The organism is Nucisporomicrobium flavum (assembly GCF_016464385.1).
Taxonomy (GTDB): Bacteria; Actinomycetota; Actinomycetes; order Mycobacteriales; family Micromonosporaceae; genus Actinoplanes; species Actinoplanes flavus_A.
This window is the reverse complement of sequence record NZ_JADMLH010000022.1, coordinates 86,930-108,511: the sequence shown is the minus strand read 5'-3', so window position 1 is coordinate 108,511 and position 21,582 is coordinate 86,930. Positions and strand designations below refer to the sequence as shown.

16 protein-coding genes are annotated in these 21,582 nt (G+C 73.2%); 4 read left to right on the top strand and 12 right to left on the bottom strand.

All coding sequences use genetic code 11. The features are described from left to right. Positions 1-10: 10 nt before the first annotated feature. The 5 genes from IT780_RS35710 to IT780_RS35690 all read right to left on the bottom strand — a co-directional run bounded on the left by IT780_RS35710 (position 11) and on the right by IT780_RS35690 (position 6,205). Positions 11-2,818 carry a transglycosylase domain-containing protein gene (locus IT780_RS35710; RefSeq protein ID WP_199516268.1) on the bottom strand — a complete coding sequence of 936 codons (2,808 nt, stop codon included), beginning with the start codon at positions 2,816-2,818 and terminating at the stop codon, positions 11-13. An 89-nt stretch (positions 2,819-2,907) separates the two neighbouring features. Then, the gene (locus IT780_RS35705) at positions 2,908-3,210 is read right to left on the bottom strand and encodes a putative quinol monooxygenase (protein ID WP_199516267.1); all 303 of its coding nucleotides are present in this window, start codon (positions 3,208-3,210) and stop codon (positions 2,908-2,910) included. Continuing rightward, entirely contained in the window at positions 3,207-4,241 is a 1,035-nt protein-coding gene (locus IT780_RS35700; RefSeq protein ID WP_199516266.1) for a vWA domain-containing protein, read from the bottom strand. The genes IT780_RS35705 and IT780_RS35700 overlap by 4 nt, the downstream gene beginning before the upstream one ends. A gap of 49 nt (positions 4,242-4,290) precedes the next feature. Next, positions 4,291-4,905, bottom strand: coding sequence for a class F sortase (locus IT780_RS35695; protein ID WP_199516265.1), 615 nt, complete (start codon positions 4,903-4,905; stop codon positions 4,291-4,293). Between the two features lies 1 nt (position 4,906). After that, positions 4,907-6,205: a hypothetical protein gene (locus tag IT780_RS35690; RefSeq protein ID WP_233414034.1), complete on the bottom strand. Its 1,299-nt coding sequence runs from the start codon at positions 6,203-6,205 to the stop codon at positions 4,907-4,909. A gap of 178 nt (positions 6,206-6,383) precedes the next feature. Between IT780_RS35690 and IT780_RS35685 the strand changes: the two genes are divergently transcribed. Further along, positions 6,384-7,757, top strand: a complete 1,374-nt coding sequence (locus IT780_RS35685) for a serine/threonine-protein kinase (RefSeq protein WP_199516264.1) — start codon at positions 6,384-6,386, stop codon at positions 7,755-7,757. 65 nt (positions 7,758-7,822) lie between these two features. On the opposite strand, the gene dacB is transcribed toward IT780_RS35685, so the two are convergent. Both dacB and IT780_RS35675 read right to left on the bottom strand, forming a co-directional pair. Next, positions 7,823-9,430: a D-alanyl-D-alanine carboxypeptidase/D-alanyl-D-alanine endopeptidase gene (gene dacB, locus IT780_RS35680; RefSeq protein WP_199516263.1), complete on the bottom strand. Its 1,608-nt coding sequence runs from the start codon at positions 9,428-9,430 to the stop codon at positions 7,823-7,825. A 123-nt stretch (positions 9,431-9,553) separates the two neighbouring features. Then, positions 9,554-10,894, bottom strand: a complete 1,341-nt coding sequence (locus IT780_RS35675) for a M1 family metallopeptidase (RefSeq protein ID WP_199516262.1) — start codon at positions 10,892-10,894, stop codon at positions 9,554-9,556. On the opposite strand from IT780_RS35675, the gene IT780_RS35670 reads away from it, so the two are divergent. Genes IT780_RS35670 through IT780_RS43330 form a run of 3 tightly spaced genes read left to right on the top strand, consistent with a single transcriptional unit; the run spans position 10,878 to position 14,427 of the window. Then, a complete protein-coding gene (locus IT780_RS35670) occupies positions 10,878-11,321 on the top strand; it encodes a diguanylate cyclase domain-containing protein (RefSeq protein WP_199516261.1) in 444 nt (147 codons plus the stop codon). The genes IT780_RS35675 and IT780_RS35670 overlap by 17 nt on opposite strands. 37 nt (positions 11,322-11,358) lie before the next feature. Continuing rightward, a complete protein-coding gene (locus tag IT780_RS35665; RefSeq protein ID WP_199516260.1) occupies positions 11,359-12,855 on the top strand; it encodes a S8 family serine peptidase in 1,497 nt (498 codons plus the stop codon). A gap of 24 nt (positions 12,856-12,879) precedes the next feature. Then, positions 12,880-14,427 carry a GGDEF domain-containing protein gene (locus tag IT780_RS43330; RefSeq protein ID WP_199516259.1) on the top strand — a complete coding sequence of 516 codons (1,548 nt, stop codon included), beginning with the start codon at positions 12,880-12,882 and terminating at the stop codon, positions 14,425-14,427. On the opposite strand, the gene wecB is transcribed toward IT780_RS43330, so the two are convergent. The 5 genes from wecB to IT780_RS35635 all read right to left on the bottom strand — a co-directional run bounded on the left by wecB (position 14,428) and on the right by IT780_RS35635 (position 21,548). Beyond that, positions 14,428-15,612: a non-hydrolyzing UDP-N-acetylglucosamine 2-epimerase gene (gene wecB / locus IT780_RS35655; protein ID WP_199516258.1), complete on the bottom strand. Its 1,185-nt coding sequence runs from the start codon at positions 15,610-15,612 to the stop codon at positions 14,428-14,430. A 19-nt stretch (positions 15,613-15,631) separates the two neighbouring features. Further along, entirely contained in the window at positions 15,632-17,038 is a 1,407-nt protein-coding gene (locus IT780_RS35650; protein WP_199516257.1) for a glycosyltransferase family 2 protein, read from the bottom strand. A gap of 16 nt (positions 17,039-17,054) precedes the next feature. Then, positions 17,055-18,092: a glycoside hydrolase family 113 gene (locus IT780_RS35645; protein ID WP_199516256.1), complete on the bottom strand. Its 1,038-nt coding sequence runs from the start codon at positions 18,090-18,092 to the stop codon at positions 17,055-17,057. Then, positions 18,089-19,939 (bottom strand): DUF2334 domain-containing protein, encoded by a 1,851-nt coding sequence (locus IT780_RS43325; RefSeq protein ID WP_199516255.1) that lies wholly within the window; start codon positions 19,937-19,939, stop codon positions 18,089-18,091. Before IT780_RS43325 ends, IT780_RS35645 begins: the two co-directional genes overlap by 4 nt. A gap of 340 nt (positions 19,940-20,279) precedes the next feature. Further along, entirely contained in the window at positions 20,280-21,548 is a 1,269-nt protein-coding gene (locus tag IT780_RS35635; protein WP_199516254.1) for a prolyl oligopeptidase family serine peptidase, read from the bottom strand. Positions 21,549-21,582 lie beyond the last annotated feature (34 nt).

Genomic DNA, 21,582 nt, shown 5'->3' with positions numbered 1-21,582 from the left:
GTCGCTGCCGTCACCACCCAAGATAGCTGCGCGTCAGCGCGGCCACGTGCTCGACGACCTCGATGCCGGATTTCTGACCCTGATGCCCGTGGGACATCACGGACACCGACACGTCGGTCTTGTCGCCGGTGATCCGGCCGGTGCTGTTGATGATCCAGCGGTTGTCCTCGGTGGACCGGGCCAGCCACCCGTTCTTCAGCGCCGTCCGCTCCCCGGCGAGCTGCGCGGCGCTGACGCCCCAGGTCTGGTCGGCGTTGACCGACGACATGAGCGAGAGGATCGCCTTCTGCGACTTCGCCGTCAGCGGGCTGTCCACGTCGATGAGGGCACCCACCATCCGGGTCTGGTCCTTCGCCGTGGTGCGGGTCAGGCCGAACGACGACGCCGGTTCGGTGTCGTGCAACCCGAGCCGCTCGCAGGCGTCGCGGAGCGCGCCGGGGCCGCCGATGGCCTGGTACACCTTCTTCGCCGCGTCGTTGTCGCTGGCCTTGATCATCTTTGCCACCCGGGACTTCTCGGCGCCCGTGAGGCCGCGGTTCGCGCCCTGCGCCTTGAGCAGCAACGCCGCCAGCAGCTCCACCTTGATCACGCTGGCGGCCTCGAGCGGGGTGTCGCCGTGGTAGTCGTACCGGTGCCCGGTCCGGTGGTCGACGACGGAGACGGTGAACTCCGGCACGGTCGCGGCGTAGCGGTCGAGCACCGACGTCAGCCGGTCGGTCCGCTCCGCCCACGATCCCTTGGCCTTCGAGCGGTCCACCTGGTCGCCGCGCTGCGGCCCGGGGAAGACGTACCCCGGGTACGCCTTGACCGTCGGCGGCAGGCGCTTCAGGTCGACCGTCTCGGGGGTGCCGACCATCCTCGGGTCGGCCAGCGGCCGGGCCGGCTGGTCGTGCAGGGCGTCGGCCATGAAGGACCGCCAGATCCGGTACGGCATGCCGTCGCCGTTGATGGCCTTGCCGTTCTTCTGCCGGATGGGCCCGGGCTTCTCCCGGCCCACCCACGTCACCGCGGCCAGCGCCGGCGTCCACCCGGCGGTCCAGGCGTCGGACGAGTCGGTGGTGTCGGCCCACTGCTGCGAACCGGTCTTCGCGGCGGCCGGCAGGTTCGGGATCGGGCCGTCGTGCTGCACCACCTGCGACAGCACGGCTCCCACGTCCGCGGCCACGTCGTCGGACAGCACCCGCTTGGTCTTCTTGGCGTACCGGTGGAGGGTGGTGCCGTCGGCCGTGCTCACCGACTGGACGAAGTGCCGTTCCGCCCGGCGCCCACCGCCGGCGAGGGTGCCGTAGAGCGTGGCCATGTCGGCCGGGGCCACGGGGTAGCGGCCCAGCGCGATGTCGGGACGGGTCTTCCCGGGCGCCGGCTCGCCCTTGAGGTCGACGAGCGTCTGCTGGTCGCCGTACTTCTCGGGTACGCCCAGCCGGTGCGCCAGCCGGCGGACGGCGTCGGGCCCGATCTGCTCGGCGACGGCGTAGAACGGCGTGTTGAGCGAGTGCACCATCGCGACGTCGAGCGGGCAGATCGGGCACTGCAGGTTCTCCTGGTTGTACAGCGGCGCGCCGTCGCGGCTCTCGAACAGGCGCGGGGAGCTGCCGTTGTACATCGAGCGGAACCCGATGCCGCGCTCCTCGGCGGCGGCGAGCACGATCGGCTTGAACGTGGAGGCGGGCGGCCGGGCGGCCATCGCGTCGTCGAAGTAGCCGCGGCCGCGGTCACCGCCGTAGTAGGCGCGTACCCCGCCGTCGGCCGGGTCGACCGCCACCAGCGCGGCGCGCAGCTCCTTGGGCTGACCCTTGAGGGCCTTGCCGATGCCGTCGGTGGCCGCCTCCTGCGCGGTGGCGTCGATCGTGGTGAGCACCCGCAGGCCACCCGTACGGATCTGCTGCCGGCTGATGCCCGCCCGGGTGAGCTCGTCCTCGACCCGGTCCGCGATCAGCCCGGCCGGCCCGCTGACCGTGCTCGTGGTGACGGACTCCTTCGCCACAGCCGGGTACGGCGTGTTCTGGGCGTCGCCCGCGTCGAGCCAGCCCTGCTCGGCCATCGCCCGCAGCACCCAGCGCCACCGCTGCTGCGCCCACGTCGCGTCCACGGCCGGGTCGCCGCGCGTCGGGTCCTTGACCATGGCGGCGAGCACCGCGCCCTGGGCCACGGTCAGCCGGTCGACCGCCGTGCCGAAGTACGCGCGGGCCGCCGCCTCGATGCCGTACGCGCCCCGCCCGAAGTAGATGGTGTTGAGGTAGCGCTCGAGGATCTCGTCCTTGCTCCACCGGTGCTCGACCTTCAGCGCCAGCGCGGCCTCGCGGGTCTTGCGGCTGACCGTCCGCTCCTGCGTCAGGTACGCGTTGCGCACGTATTGCTGGGTGATGGTGGACGCCCCCTGGCCGCCGTCGTGGGCGATGTTGGTCCACAGCGCGCGCACCAGGCCGCGTACGGAGATGCCGAGGTGGTCGTAGAAGTCCCGGTCCTCGGCGGCCAGGAACGCCCGCCGGACGTGCAGGGGCACCCGGTCGAGGCTGACGTCCGTACGGTCGGCGAGCCCGATCCGCGCCAACACTGTGTGACCGTCCCGGTAGTAGAGCACCGAGGCCTGCGGCGGCGCCGGGTCCGGCGGCAGGTCCACGCTCGCGACGTAGCCGGACGCCACCCCGATGAGCACCAGGACCAGCACCGTCAGGGCCGCGACGGACCGGCGCAGCCACCGCGGTAACCGCAGGTACCAGGCCGGAGCCCGGTACCTGCGGTGCCGCCGCGGCGGGGGGTCGGCCGCGAGCGGGGAGGCCGGCTCGGCTGACACTGCACGCGCTTCCGTCAATGCCATGCGGGCGATCAAACCCGCCGAATGTCAGGAAGTTGTTGAGATGCGCAAATGCCGCGAGTATCGCTACGCTCCGTGACGGCGGCCGGCCGTCACCTCTCGTCGAAGAAGCGGAGCTCGGACGGCTCGCGCAGCAGGTCTTCCAGGATCACGTTGCCGTCGACGTTGTACGGCTGCCGCATGTGCTCGTCCCACGCCGCCCGGGACCGGAACATCTCGAGCATCACCCAGGTGTCCGGATCGTCCTGCGGCTGCACCAGGTGCATGAACACACAGCCGGGCTCGGTCAGGCTGTTGCGGCGCATGGACTGCAGCTGCTCCTCCGCCTCCCGCATCCGGTCCGGCCGCGGCCTGATGGTGACCACCAGGAAGAACGCCCTCTCCTCGTCGCTCATGGCTGCCTCATCTCCTCGACCCTGGCCCGGCCTCGCGCCGGTGGGTGCACGGTGGCGCGCCCCCGCGCCACGGCTGAGGGCTCCTGCGGGACCGGCGCCACCCGGGATCGGCGGCGGCGCAGGAGGAGCGCCCCGGCGGCCAGCACCACGAGGCCCGCGGCGGCGCCCCCGACAGCCAGCGCCACCCGGGTGGGGAAGCGCCGCGCCGCCGCGGGGGAGGCCGGCGGTGCCGCGATGACCGCGTCGCCGGCCAGCGTGAGGTCGGCGGTGTCGACGCGTACGGACACCCGCGCCGGAAGGGTCGGCGGGGTCGGCAGCTCCACCAGGTAGCGGCTCGCCAGCTCGGTCGACACCTGGTCGATGGCGGGACCGATGTCGGGGTCCCGGGCGGGCGCGAAGAAGCCCCCGGTGGCCGCCGCCGTGGCCGCCCAGTACGAGCCCGCGTCCGGCGTGCCCACCACGACCAGGACCGTCCCGCTGCTGCGGAACCGTTCGGCGAGCGTGCCGGCGTCCTCGCCGCCCGCGTCGGGCCCGGTCGTGTAGAGGACCACGAGCCGCCGGCCGGGCGCCGCCGCGGGGAACTGCCGCAGGCCCAGGGCCAGCGCCGCGGCGGTGTCCCGGTCGCCGCGGGCCGGCACGGACGACAGCGCCCGCACCGGGTCGGCGGGACCGCGCTGCGGCCCGGCGATCACCGTGGCGGGCGCCGAGCCGGCGATCACCACCGCCTGGGCGCCGGCGGGGGCCTCCAGGGCGAACCGGGCGCCGGCGCTGCGCCACGCGGGCAGCGTCGCCGCCCCGGCGACCGACGTGTCGACGACCAGCGCCACGGCCGTGGCGTCCGTCATCACCGGCTCCAGGGTCGCCCACTGCGGGACGCCGTCGCGGGTGACCGTGACGGCCCGGCGGCCCGAGCGCGTGCTCGCGCCCAGGTCGACGACGAGCGCGGTCTGCTCGCCGCGCACCAGCACCGCGGCGACCGGGAGCGGGAGCGGGGCTGCGGCCGCCGGGGCACCGGTCCACGGCACCGTCACCGCCGTCGCGATCAGGACGGACAGCGCCGGACCCAGCCTCCGGCGGCGCTCAGACGTGGTCGGCGAACACGATGACATTGTCCCGGTAGCTTCCTCGAGCGCGGTCGAAGCTTCCGCCGCAGGTGACGAGCCGGAGGGTGGCGTCGAGCGTGGGCGCGTACACGAGGTCGGTCGGGAACGCGGTCTTCGACGTCTGCGACACCCCGGTCACCCGGAACGTCACCGTGCTGCCGTCCGCGCGGTCGACGGCGATCAGCGTGCCGGGCCGTACGGTGCTCAGCTGAGCGAAGACCCCCGGGCCGCTCCGCGAATCGACGTGGCCGAGGATCACCGCGGGACCCGGCTGCCCGGGGCGGGGACCGTGCTCGTACCAGCCGGCCACCTCGGGGCGGGCGGGCACCTCGACGGTGCCGTCGCGCTGCAGGCCGAGCCGTTGCAGTGCGCTGTCGACGTGCAGGGCGCGGATCCGCAGGCGTACCGGCCGGGCCACGACGGTGTAGGTACGCACCGAGCGGAAGCCGTCCGCCTCCACCGGCGCCGGGTCCGAGGGCGCGACGGGTGCCGCACCGCCCGGGCGGGGAACGGACGGCGCGGCGCCGGTCAGCACCGCGATCATCGCCGTCGTCAGGCCGGCGAGGGCTGCTGTCCGGGCGTACGCGGGCATGTCACCGGTGCTCCGTGACACCGGCGAGGCCGCCGTACCCGGTCTGCGCCCCACCGTGCGGCAGGCGGGCCGCGACGGTCGCGCCGAACCCGTCCGCCAGCCCGCGGGCGAGGGCGAACATGTGCTCGTACGTCCGGCCGGCGAGATCCTGCGCGCCCCGGTAGTCCCGGGCGGCGTACGCGTCGGCGTGCTCGAGCAGCATCCGGTCGTGCTCCTGCAGCGCCGCGGACAGATCCGCCGCCGGCACCCGCCCGCCGGTCGCCGGGGCGAGCACCGCGGCCATGTCGTGTTCGAACGTGCGCAGCTCGGCCTGTGCCCGGTGCCTGCGGTCCGGCTTGCCGGCGGCCGTGGCGGCCGCGTACTCCACGAGCAGCTCCACGTGCGACGCCCACAGCGACTGGAACCGCCGCGCGGTGGACGCGCCGAACAGCGTGTCGATCGCGGCCGCGAGATCTCGCGTGTTGGCGTTGATCGTGTCGCCGGCGGCGTCGAAATCGGCGGTGTTCGCTACCGCCGCCCGGTTCACGTCCTCCAGCAGCACGGCGTGCTCGGCCAGGACCTCGCCCAGCTGGGACCGCAGCCGCCAGACGGGCGCGCGCAGGGTGGCCCGGTCGGCCGCCGGCAGCAGCGCGTCGGCCAGCGTCAGACCCAGTCCGTACGTGTGCTGGTAACCCTCCCGGTACAGGCGGTCGGCGGTGGTGTAGTCGGCCGCCGCGTACGCGTCCGCCTGGCCGGTCAGGTGGTTGACGTGCATGACGACCGCGGCGCGCGCGACCTTCGGGGGCAGCCGGCCGTGCGACGCCCCGGCGAAGAACCGGCCGAGCTGCTGTTCGTCCTCGACCAGCTCGGCGCGGGCCCGGCCCTTCGCCCTCGTGTCCCGCTCCGCCACGGCACCCGCGTACGCGACCAGCGCCACGATGTGATCGGACCACATGGGCCGGAACTTGTCCGCGGTGGCGGCGCCGAACAGCTGCCCGACCAGGGAGGTCATCGCGTCGGTGTTGCCGCCCAGCGCGGCGTTCGCGGCCTGCGCGAAGGCGTCGTCGCCGCGGATCCGGCTGCGCATCAGGTCGGCCGCCAGCACCGAATGCTGCCCCAGGAGAGCCTGGAAGCGCACCGCCAGATCGGCGGCGGAGGGTGCCGTCGCGGCGGCAGCCACCGGATGATCCGGCCCGTGGGCGGACGGCGGCGCGGGCGCGGCCGGGCGGAGCGGGGCAGGCCCGGCCGGGAGGGCCACGGCCAGCCCGGCGCAGAGCAGGGGGAACAGGTGCCGGCGGCGGCCGGCTTGGCGTGTCCGCATGTGCATCATCCCCGTCGGACGGTGATGTCGCCGCCGACCCTACGCTTGCATCGAGATCCGTCGAGTCCTCCGAGCGGACCATCCGGCATGGCCCGAAATCCGCGCAACACGAGATGAATAACCCGAGGGCGGCGAGTACGGTCCTAGATGCTGGTGCCCGCTACTCCGAGGTGACGGCATGGCCGACGCAGAGATGGCCCCGGATCAGGTGGTGGCCGGGCGCTACCGGCTGCTCCGGCCCCTGGCCACCGGGGGCACGAGCCAGGTGTGGCTGGCCGCCGACGAGGTGCTGCACCGCCGGGTCGCGGTCAGGAGATGCGGGCTGACGATGCCGCAGGCCCGCGCCCTGGCCCGGATCGGTGACCCGCACCTGCTCGGCGTCCTCGACGTCCTGCCCGGCGACGGCGAGCCGTGGATCGTGATGGAGTACGTCCCCGCCCGCTCGCTGTGGCAGGTCGTCCGTGAGACGGGCCCGCTGGAGCCGGCCCGCGCCGCCACCGTGGGCGTGGCCGTGCTGCACGCGCTGACCGTGATGGGCAGTGCCGGGGTGCCGCACGTGGACGTGGAGCCGGCGACCGTCCTGATCGGAGACGCCGGCCGCATCGTGCTCTCCGATGTCGGACCGCCGCTCACCGGCGACAGCGCCGACGCCGATGCCGTTCGCGGATCGGCGCGGTATCGGGCGCCCGAGCGGGCGCCCGGCGACGGTTCCACCCCGCCGGCCGATCTGTGGTCGCTGGGCGCGACCCTCTTCCACGCCGTGGAGGGACGCCCGCCGATCGCCGGCGAGACCCCGGATCCGCCGCGGCGGGCCGGACGGCTCGCCGCCGTCCTGGAAGGTCTGCTGCGGCCCGACCCGTCGGAGCGGCCCTCACCGTCCGAGGTGGAGGACGCCCTGCGCCGCGTGGTGGCACCGCCGCCACCGGCTGAGGAACACCCGCCCGCCGAGGCCGTACCCCCGGCATCGGGGCGCTACCGGTGGGCTGTGCTCGCCGCGGTCACGGTCATCGCGGCGGCGGCTGCGGGCGCGGCGGCGGCTGCGACCACCGGCGACGACCACCGGGCGGTCCCGCGGCCGCCGGCGCCGGCCACCCCGAGCGTCCGGCCACACCAGGCGCTGCCCCGCGGCTACGCCTGGTGGAACGACCCCGCCGGCTTCCGGGTGGCCGTCCCGCGCGGGTGGCGGCACCGGCACGACCCCGGCGGCGTGCTGGCGCTGACCGCCCCGGCAGGCCTGCCCACCCTGCGCATCAGCAGGCCCGCCGGGCGACCTCCGGACGTCCTCACGGCCCTCACCACCGAGGAGAGCAGAGGCAGGCTCACGGCGTACCGGCGGGTGCGGATCGAGGCGCTGCCCGGGCCGTCGGCCGCGGTGTGGGAGTTCACGTTCCAGAACTCCGCCGGCGTCGTGATGCGCGGCCAGCGCCGGCTCCTGATCACGGACGGACACGCGTACGCCCTCGAATGGCGGGCGCCGGCGGCGGCCTGGCCGGCGAACCTGCCGACGGTGACCGTGGTTCTCGACAGCTTCGAGCCCGTGGCCGGGGCCTGACCCCGGACAGCGAGACGCCGCCCGGGCCGAGCAGGTCCGGGCGGCGTCTCACGGGCGTACGGTCCCTAGCAGGCGCCGGGCACCCAGGAGCACTCGACGTCCTCGCCCTTGCGCGTGACGACGTGGCGCTGGACCTCCGGCAGGCGGCTCTCCCGCAGCGACGCCGCCTCCGGGCCGCCGGAGCTGGCCATCGCCACCGCGGCCGTGTCGAGGATGTCGCTGACGTTCGACTGCGCGGCGTTGGAGATCGACGAGAACACGAGCTTGCGGCCGCCGCGGTCGGTCACGTACCCGGAGAGCGCGTTGACGCCGGTGAGCGTGCCCGTCTTGCCGTGCAGGTTGCCGGCGGCCGGGGTGCCGCGCATGCGGCTGGCCAGGGTGCCGCCGATCAGCGGGCTGGGGTCGCCCGCGATGGGCAGGGCCGCGTACCAGGTGGCGAACCACGAGCGCGACTGCGCCACCTTCAGCAGCGTGGCGACCTGGGCCGTGGTGAGCCAGTCGCGGCGGGTCAGCCCGGAGCCGTCACCCATGGTGATCTTGCTCGTGTCGACCCCGATGGCCTTGAGGGCGCCGGTCGCCGCCGGCAGGCCGGTGCTCCAGCTGCCGGCCGACGCCGGCGTCTTCGCCCGGCCCATGGCCTTGGTGAGCAGCTCGGCGTGGCCGTTGTTGGACAGCTTCAGGAAGTACGGCAGGAGCTGGCTGAGCGGGATCGACGCGTGGTCGGTGATCGTCTTCGCGGTGCTGGGCGTGGCGCCCGTGGTGGTGGACCCGGAGACCGTCACCCCGTGCCGCTTCAGGGCGTCGCGGAACACGCCGGCCGCCACCTGGGTCGGGTCCTGCACCGACACGAGGTTGATCTTCGTGGCGCCGGCGAGCGGGATCGAGCCCGTGACGGTGATGGTGTTGGTGCCGTGCCCGCGGGTGGCCGACACCGTGGTCGCCGTACCCTTCGCGCCGGTGACGGTCTTGTTGACGATCTTCACGACCGAGTTGGCCGGGGTGAGCGTCACGACGCCCGCCTTGCTCGCGGCGCTGCCGGGCTTGGTCTGCACGGCGACGGCGCCCGCGTTGTAGTTGGCGTCCGCGGCGATGGTGAGCGCGGAGATCGGCGCGTTGTCGGCGTACGTCTCGTCCTGCCACGACCAGTCCAGGCCCAGCGGGGTGCGGTCGAACCACGTGTCGTCGGCGACCAGCGAGCCGGTGAACTTCGTGATGCCGGCCTGCGAGACCTTGAGGGCGAGCGCGTCGAACTGCGCGTACGTCATGGTCGGGTCGCCCTGGCCGCGCAGGTAGATGCTGCCGGAGACGGTCTTGCCGCTCTTGGTCCCCGAGTACTTGGTGATCGTGTGGAACTTGTAGCCCGCTCCGAGCACCTCCAGCGCCGCGGCGGAGGTCATCAGCTTCTCGTTGGAGGCCGGGATGACCCGCTGCTCGGCGTTGTGCGAGTAGATGATCGACCCGCTGGCCGCGTCGCGCACCTGCAGCCCGGTGGTGGAACCGGCCAGCCGCGAGTCGGCGAGGATCTGGTCCAGCGTCGCGACCAGGGCGGTGTCCGAAGCGGACGTCGTCGTCCCGGCGGAAGCGGTGCCGACGGCGACCGCCGTAGCGGTGACGGCAACGGCGACCACAGCCAGGACCGGGAGCACCGGCCCCTTGATACGCGCTCTACGCATGAAATCCGCTCTGCTCTCGTCGGGGGATGATCGTCGGAGGGTGGCGGCACATCCTCGCACGACCCCGCCAGCCGGTGGGGGCACCGGCCGTGCACGCCGGCCGGTGCCCCGCTGCGCCGCTGGTCAGCCCTCGACGCGGTGCGCCGCCCAGAACGACGTCAGGTCGGTCGAGCCCGCGGCGGCCTGCGCGGCCGCCTTGAAGTCGGCGACCGTGGAGATGCCGTACCAGTGGGACGCGGCGTACGACTTGAGCAGGTTGGCCATCGCCGTCGTGCCGATCAGCCGGCGCAGGTCGTGCAGGGTGCACTTGCCGTAGCCGTACACGACGGTGCTGTAGCGGTTGGAGTGCTGGTCCCAGTACGCCATCGAGTTGGTCAGCTTCTCCGCCGACGACTGCCAGGTGATCCCGCAGCCCGCGCCGGTCTTGTTGAAGTACAGGTCGGTGGCGTAGTCGGTGAAGCCCTCGTCGAGCCACGGCGTGCTGTACTCGTCGTCGCCGACGATGCCGTAGAACCACTGGTGCGCCAGCTCGTGGGCGAGGGCGGTGGAGTTCACCAGGTCGAGCACGAAGCCGGGGTACTCCATGCCGCCGAACCAGAAGCCGTTGTCGAGCACCACGTCGGCCTCGCCGTACGGGTAGGCGCCGAAGCGGCCGGCGTGCGCGTCGAGGGAGCCGGTGGCCACGTTCAGCATGGACCTGGCGCTCGCGGAGCTGATCGCGGCGACCGAGTACACGTTGACGGCCACGCCGCCCGCGGTCCGGCCGCTGATCTTCTTGAACGGCCCGGCGGCCCAGGCGAACTCGCGGACCTGCTTGCCCACGGCCCGGGTGACGGTGCGCCCGCTCGTCCCGGCCGTGTCGGTGGAGGTGCCGGTCGCCGGCACGAGCACCGACGACGGGTGGTCCAGCGTGACGTCGTAGTCGCTGGCCAGCGCGTAGAAGGACTCGCCGTTGTTGGTGTACGGGTCCAGATGCCAGCCCGCGGCGTCCCGGACCGCCAGCACCGGCAGCGCGTTGCCGATGAAGTAGTAGCTGCCGTCGTGGCCGAACCGGTCGACGCCCGAGGGCACCACGATGCGCAGGTCGAAGCCGATGCCGGCGGTGCCGCCCTGGGCCAGCGGCGTGGGCAGCGTGATCTTCAGGGCGGTGCAGCCGACCTCCAGCGCGCCGGCCGTGCCCCCGGTGACGTTGCTGACGGTGACCGGGGTCGACGGGCAGCTGCCGTGGTAGTTGTCCCAGAGCCGCAGGTACACCTCGCTCAGCGGGGTGGCGGACGGGTTGCTGAACGTCACGCTCTCGTGCCCGGTCCACGTGCCGCCGGCGGCGTCGCTGGTGAGGGAGATCGTGTACGCCGGGGTGGCCGGCGTACGGGTGGCGTCGGCGGCCGCCGCGGCGGCCGGGGTCGCCGGCACCGCGAGGCCCGCACTGATCGCGAGCACGCCGGTCATGAGTCTGGAGAGCATCTGCCGTCCTGTCGGTCGAGGAAGCTGGACATCGATCAGCATGATTCGCGGCCGCCGCGCGTGGCAACGGGGGAACCCCTTGCGCTGCCCGGACCGACCCCGATTGCTACCGTCCGGGCACTCGGATCGGGCCCCGGCACGTCGATGGGGCGGACATGGTCCAGCGCTCGCATCGCACGGGGTACGCCCACGTGCGGTCCAGCTGCTCACCGCCGTCGCGCAGCGGATCGACGGCGCGGCCGGTGCGAAGGCGACCGTGGCGCGTCTCGGCAGCGACGAGTTCGCGGTGCTGCTCCCGCACGCCGGCGCCACCGCTCGCCGCTCGGCCCGCGCAACGACCTGCCCGCTGACCGATCGGATGAGGGCTGCCACCGTCCGGCCACCATTTCCGCACCTGATTCATAACCTGCGCCGCCCTGCCGAGTGAAGGGCCACATCGTCCGCAGGCGTCGAAGGAGCAGCAGTTGACTGGGAAGGGTCGCCTCAGGGCCGCCGGGGCGGTGGTCGCCACCGCAGCCGCGCTGCTGCACGCGAGCGCCGCGGACGCCGCCACCTCGACGCCGTCGTTCACCGACTACACGTACACCGCCACCGCGGCCGGGCTCGCCGACGTACGGCGGATCGTCCGCGACGACGTGGCGGCGGCCGCCGGGTACACCGGCAAGGGCGTCGGCATCGCGCTCATCGACACCGGTGTCGTCCCGGTCGCGGGCCTCACCAGCGGCAACGTGGCCAACGGGCCGGACCTGTCGCTCGAGTCGCAGGTGCCGAGCCTGTTCCGCCGCGACACGTACGGACACGGCACCCACCTGGCCGGCATCATCGCCGGGCGCGACGCCGCCGGGGGCAGCTTCCGGGGCGTGGCCCCCGACGCCAAGCTGTTGTCGATCAAGGTGGGCGCGGCGAACGGGGCGGTGGATGTCACGCAGGTGATGGCGGCCGTCGACTGGGTGGTGGCGCACCGCAACGACGACCCCGCGAACCCGATCAAGGTCCTGAACCTGTCGTACGGCACCGACAGCACGCAGAGCTGGGTGACGAGCCCGCTCAGCGACGCCGTGGAGAACGCGTACCGGGCCGGCATCAGCGTGGTCGTGGCCGCCGGGAACACCGGGGGGAACATCCTGCTGCCCGGCTCGAACCCGTACATCATCACGGTCGGGGCGACCGACCCGCAGGGCACCACCAACCCGGCCGACGACAAGATCGCGACGTTCAGCAGCAAGGGCACGTTGTGGGGCAACGGCCCGGACGTGATGGCGCCGGGCCGCTCGATCGTCTCGCTGCGCGACCCCGGCAGCTACGCCGACGTGAACTACCCGTCGGCCCGGGTGGGGGACCGGTTCTTCAAGGGCAGCGGCACCTCGCAGGCCGCGGCGGTGGTCAGCGGCGCCTCCGCGGTGCTGCTGCAGAAGTACCCGAGCCTCTCGCCGATGCAGGTCATGTGCTACCTGCGGGCCACCGGCACCCCGGTCGCCGGCTCGTCCGCCCCGCAGATCAACCTGCAGACGGCGCTGCGGTCCACGCTGACCGGGTGCAGCCAGAGCGGTACCACCATCACCGGCCTGGGCAGCATCCAGAAGGACCGCGGCTCGTCGCTGGTGACCATGGGCGACGGGGTCGCGCTGACCGGGGAGCGGGACATCTTCGGCCCGCTGAGCACGGCGGTGTGGGCCCCGGCGAGCGCCGCCCACACCTCCTGGAACGGCGGGAACTGGATGGGCCGCCCGTGGACCGGCACCGGCTGGGCGGCCCCCTCCGACGGGCAGGCCAACTGGGGCGGCAAGACGTGGTCGGGCAAGACCTGGTCGGGCAAGACGTGGTCCGACGTCGCGTGGGCGGGGCAGACCTGGTCCGGCAAGACGTGGTCCAACAGCAACGGCAGCGCGCCGATGTGGAACGGGGCGAACTGGTCCCTTGCCGGCTGGCTCTCCGCCGGTGACAAGGGCTGGACGTCCTGAGCAGTGACGACATGAGGAGGCGTGGTGGAGGCACCGGGGCTCGCCCGCTCGCTGGATGACCTGGAGCAGTACCAGGGCCACGACATCGGTGCGAACCTGGCGTCCGCGACGGCCATCGAGCTGCAGGCCCGCGCCTGCGGGGACATCGTCCTGCAGCTGCGTGCCCGGCTGGTCCGGGCCGACATGGAGCAGCGCAACGGCGACCGCGGCAGCGCCGCCCAGGTGTTCCTGGAGGTCCGGCGGCGGGCGCAGGACCTCGGGTCCCGCCCGCTGCTGGCCCGCAGCCACTTCCACCTGGCGCTGACCTACAACTACCTCGGTGACCACGCCGCCAGCCTCGAGCACGCGATCAGCGCCACCGAGCTGCTGGAGGAGGACGCCGCGCCCGGCCTGCGGGTGATCTACCTGCTCCGGCTGGCGAACGCCCTCGGCGACGTCGGCTCGATCACCGCGGCGCGGGAAAGCTACCGGGAGGCCGAGCAGCTGGCGATCGCCATGGGCGACCTGCACCGGCGGCTGCAGGTGCTGAACAACCGCGCGTACACCGAGTTCGAGGCGGGCGAGCTGGCCGCCGCGGCCACCGTCGCCGAACGCATGCGGGTGGTCGCCGCCGCCCTGGGCCGCGGGTTCCTCATCGTCGAGCGCGACACGGTCGCGAACATCGAGATCGCTCTCGGCCGGTACGCGGCGGCCGAGCAGACGCTGCTCTCCCTGGTGGAGACGCCGCTCTGGTACGAGATGCACGACCTGGCGGAGGCCATCCTCACGCTGGCCCGGGCGCAGCGCGGCATCGGGGCGCTCCGCCGGGCGCAGCAGAGCCTCGACCGCAGCCGCGCGCTGTGCGAGGAACGGGAGCTCACCGGCGTGCGGGTGGCTGTCATGGCCGAGCAGGCCGAGCTGTACGCCGCGACGGGCGCCTTCGAGCAGGCCTTCGGCGAGTACAAGCGGTACCACGCGGCGGGCGAGCTCCTCCGCTCCGCCCAGCAGGAGGCCCGCGCGTCCACCCGGCAGGTGATGTTCGAGACGGCTCAGGCGCGCAACGACGCGGAACGCTACCGCGAGCAGGCCCTGCGCGACCCGCTCACCGGGCTGCACAACCGGCGCTACGTGGACGACCACCTGCCCGCCGCGGTCGCCCTGGCCGCCGAGACCCGCTCACCGCTGACCATCGCCCTGGTGGACATCGACCACTTCAAGCGCATCAACGACACGCTCTCCCACGACACCGGCGACGAGGTGCTGGTGGCGGTGGCCGAGGAGCTGCGGGCCGTACAGCGGACGGTGGCCGAGACCGGCTTCGTCGCCCGGATGGGCGGCGAGGAATTCCTCGTGGTGCTGCCGGGCATCGCCGCCGGGCAGGCCGCGAGCGGGCTGGAGGCGCTGCGCCAGGCGGTCGCCTCGCACCGCTGGCGCCCGGTGACCGGCGAGCTGCCGGTCACCGTCAGTGTCGGGGGCACCGCGACCCTCGGCGACGACGCGGTGCCGACGCTGCTCGCCGACGCGGACCGGATGCTGTACGCCGCCAAGAACGCCGGCCGTGACCGCGTGATGGTCCTGGCGACCGCCGCCTGATCAGAGCCCGCCGGGCCGGGCGCTGCCCGCGAGCGGCCGTTCCCCGGCGGTGAACGCCTCGGCCGTCGAGCCGGCGTCGAAGAACCGCGCCAGCGCGGCGATCGTCCGTTCCGCGGCGCGGCCGTCGCCGTACGGGTTGACGGCCTCGGCCATCCGCCGGTACGCCGCCGGGTCGTGCAGCAGCGAGCGGACCCGCGTGACGATCGTCGCGGGATCGGTGCCCACCAGCGCCGCGGTCCCCGCCGCCACACCCTCGGGGCGTTCCGTCGTGTCCCGCATGACCAGCACCGGCTTGCCCAGGCTGGGTCCTTCCTCCTGCACGCCGCCGGAGTCGGTCAGGATCAGGTGGCTGCGGTTCATCAGCCGGCAGAAGCAGGGATAGTCGAGCGGTTCCACCACGGTGATCGTGCGGTGCCCGCGCAGCTGGGGGAGCAGCGCCTCCCGGACGGCGGGGTTGCGGTGCACCGGGATCACGATCCGCAGGTCCGGCTCCCCGGCCGCCAGTTCGGTGAGGGCCCGGCCGACCCGCTCCAGCGGCCGGCCCCACGACTCGCGGCGGTGCGCGGTCACGAGCAGCACCCGCGCCGGATCGTCGTCCAGGTCGTCCAGGGCCGGGTCGCCGTACCCGCCGGCGTTGGCGACCGCCCAGAGCAGGGCGTCGATGACGGTGTTGCCGGTCAGCACGACGGTCTCCGGCGGTACGGCCTCCGCCAGCAGGTTGGCGGCGGCGCCCGCGGTCGGCGCCAGGTGCAGCGCCGCGACCGACGCGATGATCTTGCGGTTGGCCTCCTCCGGGTACGGCGACCAGATGTTGCGGGTACGCAGCCCGGCCTCGAGATGGGCGACCGGGACCCGCTCGTAGTACGCGGCCAGCGACGCCGCGCAGGCCGTGGTGGTGTCACCCTGCACGAGCACGATGTCGGGGGAGTGGTGGCGCAGCAGCGGACCGATCTCGGCGAGCAGGTGCTGGGTCATGCCGCCCAGCGTCTGGCGCGGCGTGAGCATGTCGAGGTCGACGTCCGGCACGATGCCGAAGAACGCGAGCACCTGGTCGAGCATGCTGCGGTGCTGCGCGGTGGCGACGGTGACCAGGGCGAACCGGCGGTCGTCGCGCAGGCGTGTGATCACCGGGGCCAGCTTGATGGCCTCGGGACGGGTCCCGAAGATCACCATGACTTTGTGCACGGTAGCGGTCCTTCCGCGGTCAGGAGCGGGTGACGTACGGCGATTCGGGCACGCCGGGGCGGGGGTCGTCCGTGGCGGCACGGGGGGCCGGCAGGACGGGCCGGCCGGCGTCGGTGGCGGCGGGCTGTCCGAGCCGGAGGGTCTTCGTCCAGCCCCGGCGGCCGCGCAGGAGCCGCCACGTCGCGCGCCAGCCGACGGGCAGCCAGACGTACGCGTACGCGGTGAACAGGGCGGAGTAGAGCAGCGCGCGCGGCAGCGAGACGTCGGGACCGGCCCGGTTGGACGCCCGCCAGTAGATGACGGCGATGAGGGGGATGACGGCCAGCACGACGAGGTACCACCACAGCAGCAGGCCGTGGTGCGCCAGGGCCGCGTCGACGGCGGCCTGCCACTGCGTGGCCAGGACATAGATCTGCCGGGGCAGGTACGCCACCAGCGACAGCGTGATCAGCAGGACGGTGATCGGCGAGACGAGGTAGACGACGAGGTCGACGGTGCGCCCGACGGACAGCTCGCGACAGGCCAGCACGTCGGCCAGCCGCGACCAGCACTGCAGGTGCCCCTGGTACCAGCGGGTGCGCTGGCGCATCAGCGGGCGCAGCGAGGTGAGCCCCTCCTGGTCCACGTAGGTGTGCGGGGTGAAGCTTGTCCGCCACCCCCGCGACTGCAGCCGCAGCCCCATGTCCAGGTCCTCGGTGAGGTAGTCGGTCCACGGCTCGGCGCCCAGCGAGTCCAGCGCGCCGAGGCGGACGAACTGGCCGTTGCCGCCCAGGCCGGCGTTGCCGTACCGGTGGCGGGCCCGCTGGAAGATCTCCGTGAACACCAGGAACTCCATGTCCTGCATCCGGGCCAGCCAGCCGGCGCCGCGGTTGTACATCCGTACGCCGATCTGCACCGCAGCCGTGCGCCGGTCGGCGAAGAGCGGCGCCACGACGGTCAGGGTGTCGGGCTGCAGGCGCCCGTCGGCGTCGACGACCACGACGATGACCCGGTCGATGTCCCGGCCGGTCGCCGCGACGAGCCCGGAGGACCGCAGATACCGGTACGCGGCGTTCAGCGCGGCGCCTTTGCCCTTCCTGGCCTCGGGCGGCCGCCGTTGCAGCAACCGGACCCGGGGGTCCCGTTCGGCGTAGCCGCGCACGATCCGCGCGGTGGCGTCGTCGGAGCCGTCGTCGATGACCACCACCGCCATGGCCCGGTTCGCGAAGCCCAGCAGGCGGTCGAGGCTCGGCCCGATCACCAGCTCCTCGTTGAGGCAGGGCACCACGAACACGAAGAACAGGTCGTCGGCGCCGGTGACCGCTACGCCCCCGGCCGGCGCGTGCCGCTCCCGGCGGGCGGCCGCCAGCGCGAAGGCGCCGTACACGAAGAACGACACGATCGGCAGGAACGGGATGACGGCGGCGAAGGTGAGGATGACGCTCATCGGCCTTCCTTGGATGTCAGGTCCACCACTGGCGCAGCACCCTCTCGGCGGCCTTGCCGCGAGGCGTGTACCCCAGCGGGTCGTCATCGGCCGGCGGGACGTCCCAGACCCACCAGAAGACCCCGGCCCACCAACTCCGGCCGTGCACGCTGGCCAGCAGGGCGCCGTACGCCGCGGCCTGCTCGTCCTGGTCCGGGCTGCTGCTGGTGGTCCACGACCACGGGGCGGTCGTGCTGCCGTGCTGGCTGGGATAGCCCGCCTCGGTGAACAGGATGCGGCGCCGCTGACGGGTGGCGAACGCGGCCAGCTCCTCGACGATCGGCTCCCACGCCCGCCGCAGGGCCCGGACGTCGGTGGTCGGGCGGGAGCTCAGCGGCCAGTACGCGTCGATGCCGATCAGGTCGACGGCGTCCCAGAAGGCGACCGCGCGGTACTCGTCGTGGTTGGCGGCGTACACGAGGGGCCCGTCGTACCGCTCGCGGACCGAGGCGATGACCCGCAGCCAGCCGTCGCGGTCGCCCGACGTCCCGGCCAGCTCCGTCCCGACGCCGAACTGGTCCACCCGGTGCCGGGCCGCCAGCTCCGCGTAGTGGCCGATGAAGGCCCGGTACGCGAGGAACCACGCCGCCCGATCGGCGGGCCGGATGGTGCCGCGGTACGAGGTCCCGTCCGGAAGCAGGTCGAGCAGGGGCTTGAGGAACACCTTCAGGCCCAGCCCGTGCGCCTCGGTGATCATCGACTGCACGCCGTCGTCCGTGGGCGTCAGCGCGGACGGCCCGATCCGGCTGCCGGCGGCCCGGTCCTGGTACCACGTCGGGGTGAGCTGCACCCACCGCGCGCCGACCGCGACCATCTGCCGCAGGCCGAGCGCCGCCTGCGGGCTCCGGTATCCGTCGCGGGTGTACGTGGGCATGGCGAATCCCCGCTGCGCCCGCGCGTCGTCCCCGTTCGCCGGAGCCTCGCGGACCTCGCCCGGGGTCACCAGCAGCGTGACGACGGTCAGGGCCGCCGCGGCGGACGCCACGCGGCGCGCGCGGGCCGGGCGCCGGCTCACCGCCCGGTCACCAGCTGCTCGGAGCTGACGAACGTGTAGCCCAGGGCGCGGATGCCGTCGACCACCTTCGGCAGCTCGCCGACGCCGAGGAACGGGTGGTAGAAGAAGCTGGCCACGCCGTCGCGCACCACCAGGTTGCTGCGGGCGGCCGCCAGCATCGCGGGCACCGAGCCGCCGTCACTGGTGACATAGTCCAGGTTCTCCGGGACCACGACGGCGCCGTAGACGTCGCGGACCGCGTACGGGAAGAGCTGCCAGCTCCGCTGCGAGTCGACCACGGGCCGGCCGGACAGCAGGCCGGGGAAGTACAGGGCGCGCTCGTACCGCCGGGTGAACCGCCGGCCCGCGGCGAGGTAGCCGTTCGGCGAGGCCATGTAGTGCGGGAACTCGTACGTGGACGGCCGTGGCAGCCCGGCCCGCGCGAACTCGGCCAGCCCCTGGTCGATCCGGTTCAGCGCCCACGCCTGCGAATCGCCCGGAACGGGGCCCAGCGGGATGATGGCCTGCTCGGAGTTCAGCCCGGACAGGTAGAACTCGGCGTCCTGACCGCTCTCCCCGTCGATGGGATTGATGCGCTTCTCCGACTGGTGCGTGTAGCCGTGCATCACCAGGCTTCCGCCGTGCGAGGTGGCGTACGCGAGCGCTGCCACGAGCTCCGGCCGCTCCGACAGCCGGATGCGCGCGTCACCGCCCGGGCCCTGGTGGACCGGGTACACGCCCACGCTGAACGGCACGTGCTGGCCGTACAGATAGTCGATGACCTCGCGGAGCTTGACGGGATCCGCGGTGGGGCCGACGTCTTCCAGGCGGACCAGCGCCCGGTGCCTCGGCGCCGCATGCCGGTCCAGCACCTCGAACAGCAGGTCGGCCAGGGCGAGGTACCGGTCGTCGTCGTCCCCGACGAAGGGCAGCGGGTCCTCGCTGACGAACAGCAGGTCGCGCGACCGTACGGCCCACGGGGTCGACGTGCCGTCGCCGCGCTCCGCCGTGCCGAGCACGGTGACCGTCGCGGGGTCCGCCACGGTGACCCGGGCCAGGCCGGTGTCCGGCAGCTCGTTGATCGGCAGCGCGGCGTCCTTGTACCGCACGTGGCGGAACGGCCCGGCGTCGAAGCCGTCGACGGTGAACCGGTAGCGGCGCCAGGCGGCCGGATCCCGCTCCCTGAGCCGATCGAGGTCGCCGCCGATCCACATCACGGGGCGGTCGCCGGCCAGGACGTCGTCGAGGAACGGGGCCGGCAGCGGCGTACCGCTCGCCTCGCCCAGGTAGAAGACCGCATCATAGGACGTGAGCTCACCCGCCCGATAGCGGCTGACCGGGTGCGCGGTCCAGGCCCCGAAGTGGGAGACGAGGTTGACCAGCGAGGTCGCGCTCAGCTCCCCGCTCTGGTCCGGTGAGTGGCTGCCGTAGAGCACCAGCGACCGGTTCCGCGAGGGGAACAGGCCGGTGCCCGAGGAGCCGCCCCGCGCGTACGTCAGCGGCGTACCGGACAGCGGCGGGTAGACGTGCGCGGGCCGGTGCTGATCCAGCGCGACCGGTGCCCCGGCCGGGCGGCCGGTGCGGCCGGGGTCGCCGGGGAGCCCGGTCACCAGCAGGGCCGCCGCGGTCACGGCCACGACCGCCGCCGACGAGGCGGTGAAGACGAGCCTCGGGCGCCGCCGGAGCCGCGCCGGCCCGAGCCGCAGCCCGATCGCGGCCACCACCAGGACGGCCAGGAACATCGTCACCGCCGCCATGGCGGCGCCGGCCAGCCCCCACAGCACCGTCAGCATTCCGGGGAATTCGGCGGGCCGGCCCTCCGCGGCGAACGGCACGGCGGTGCCGGACAGCATTGGCTGAAGCCTCACAAGAATGTCCTCCGCGCCAGCCAAGCTACTGATAAGTAGAAGAAGCGACATTGATCGAGGACGATGTTACACACGGCATTCGGAACGGGAAGTGGCCGAGCGACCAAACATATTGAACGATCGGTAAATGACCCTCAAGGGCCGTCTTCACCAGGTAATTCTTCGAGAGATGCGCGATGTCTGACTTTTGTTCGGTATGAACCGGGCACCCGATCGGATGATCGATGCATTCCATTTTCCCGTAACGTGGAAACGTGGGACCGGTCCCTGTCCGGAGTGCACACCGCGCTGCCCGGCACACCGTGCGGCGTGCCGGGCAGTCGTGTTCCGTGCCGGGCGGTCAGCGGCGCTGCTGGGCCATCCACTGCCAGATGTGCGTGCCGTCGATGCTGGGATCGTTGCGGGCGACGTAGATCCACGACCAGTGGCCGGGGAACTGGTGGCCGTTCCAGACGACATGGTCGTACAGCGTCATCAGGGAGCCGGGGATGAGGTCGTGCGCGTGCACCGTGTTGGCCTCCGGCGGCACGGTGTCGTCGTCGCGGGAGGTGACCAGCCAGGTCGGCGTACGGATGCCGCGCAGCTCGTCGTCCGTGATCACCCGCGGGCCGCCGGGCTGGAGGGACTCGATGACCCCGCAGACCGGTACGGAGGAGGCGAACAGGCGGGGGTACTCGATGGTCATCTTCAGGCTCATGTAGCCGCCGTTGCTGCACCCGGCGACGTAGATGCGGTCCCGGTCGATCCGGTGCCGGCGTGCCAGGTCGCCGACGATCTCGCGGATGAGCGGGGCGAAGCGGTCGCCGTCCTCGAGCCAGTACGAGGTGCTCTGCGGCGCCACGACGTACGCCCCGGAGAAGATCCGCTGGGCCTCCTCGGTTGCGAAGCCGAGAGCCCCGCGGTTGGCGCGCAGCGTGGTCTCGTTGTCGTAGTAGTTGTCGGGGAGCGAGGCGCCCTCGCCGCCGCCGTGCAGCCAGACGACGAGCGGGTGGCCCCGGCGGCCGGCGGCGTGGCGGTGCGGCGAGTACAGGCGGTACTTCATGCCCGACCGGGAGGTGTGGTAGCTGAACGCGTCGACCTCGGGGTTGGACAGCCGGCCCTGGACGAAGTCCGTGAAGGTGACCGGGCGGTGTCCCCGCACGACCACCGGCGCGTTCTGGGTGATGGTGTAGTCGAGGTCGAGCTGCACGTTGCGGCCGCGGCTCGCGATGTAGCCGAGCGTTCCGCCGCCGACCTGGCCCTCGGCGTACGCCAGCTCCAGCACGATGTCGCCGTGCCGGTCGAGCCGGGCGGCGGTCACCGGACGGTCCAGGTCGTACTCGCTGAAGATCTGGTCGCCGGGCGCGATCGGGATCGGGCTGGTGGCCCTGGCGTGCACGCTGAAGGTGGCGGTGGTCAGGCTCGCCGGGTCGACCCGGCCGAGGCGGCCCGTGCCGAGGGTGAGCGAGGTGACCTGCTCGCCGCCGTCGAGCGTCTCGGCGTTGAGCGTGAACCGCACCCGGGTGGCCGGATGCCCGCCGGCCCGGGCGGCAGCTCCCGGGAGGGCGAGCCCGGCGGCGGCGCCCGCGCCGGCGGCCAGGACGGAGCGACGGCTGATCGGCTGGCCCATGCGATCTCCTCGTTTCGACCACGTTAAATGTCAC

Coding starts and splice junctions, on each gene's coding strand:
- IT780_RS35710 (WP_199516268.1), bottom strand. CDS start 2,818: ATGGCATTGACGGAAGCGCGTGCAGTGTCAGCCGAGCCGGCCTCCCCG.
- IT780_RS35705 (WP_199516267.1), bottom strand. CDS start 3,210: ATGAGCGACGAGGAGAGGGCGTTCTTCCTGGTGGTCACCATCAGGCCG.
- IT780_RS35695 (WP_199516265.1), bottom strand. CDS start 4,905: ATGCCCGCGTACGCCCGGACAGCAGCCCTCGCCGGCCTGACGACGGCG.
- IT780_RS35690 (WP_233414034.1), bottom strand. CDS start 6,205: ATGCGGACACGCCAAGCCGGCCGCCGCCGGCACCTGTTCCCCCTGCTC.
- IT780_RS35685 (WP_199516264.1), top strand. CDS start 6,384: ATGGCCGACGCAGAGATGGCCCCGGATCAGGTGGTGGCCGGGCGCTAC.
- dacB (WP_199516263.1), bottom strand. CDS start 9,430: ATGCGTAGAGCGCGTATCAAGGGGCCGGTGCTCCCGGTCCTGGCTGTG.
- IT780_RS35670 (WP_199516261.1), top strand. CDS start 10,878: ATGAGTCTGGAGAGCATCTGCCGTCCTGTCGGTCGAGGAAGCTGGACA.
- IT780_RS35675 (WP_199516262.1), bottom strand. CDS start 10,894: ATGCTCTCCAGACTCATGACCGGCGTGCTCGCGATCAGTGCGGGCCTC.
- IT780_RS35650 (WP_199516257.1), bottom strand. CDS start 17,038: ATGAGCGTCATCCTCACCTTCGCCGCCGTCATCCCGTTCCTGCCGATC.
- IT780_RS35635 (WP_199516254.1), bottom strand. CDS start 21,548: ATGGGCCAGCCGATCAGCCGTCGCTCCGTCCTGGCCGCCGGCGCGGGC.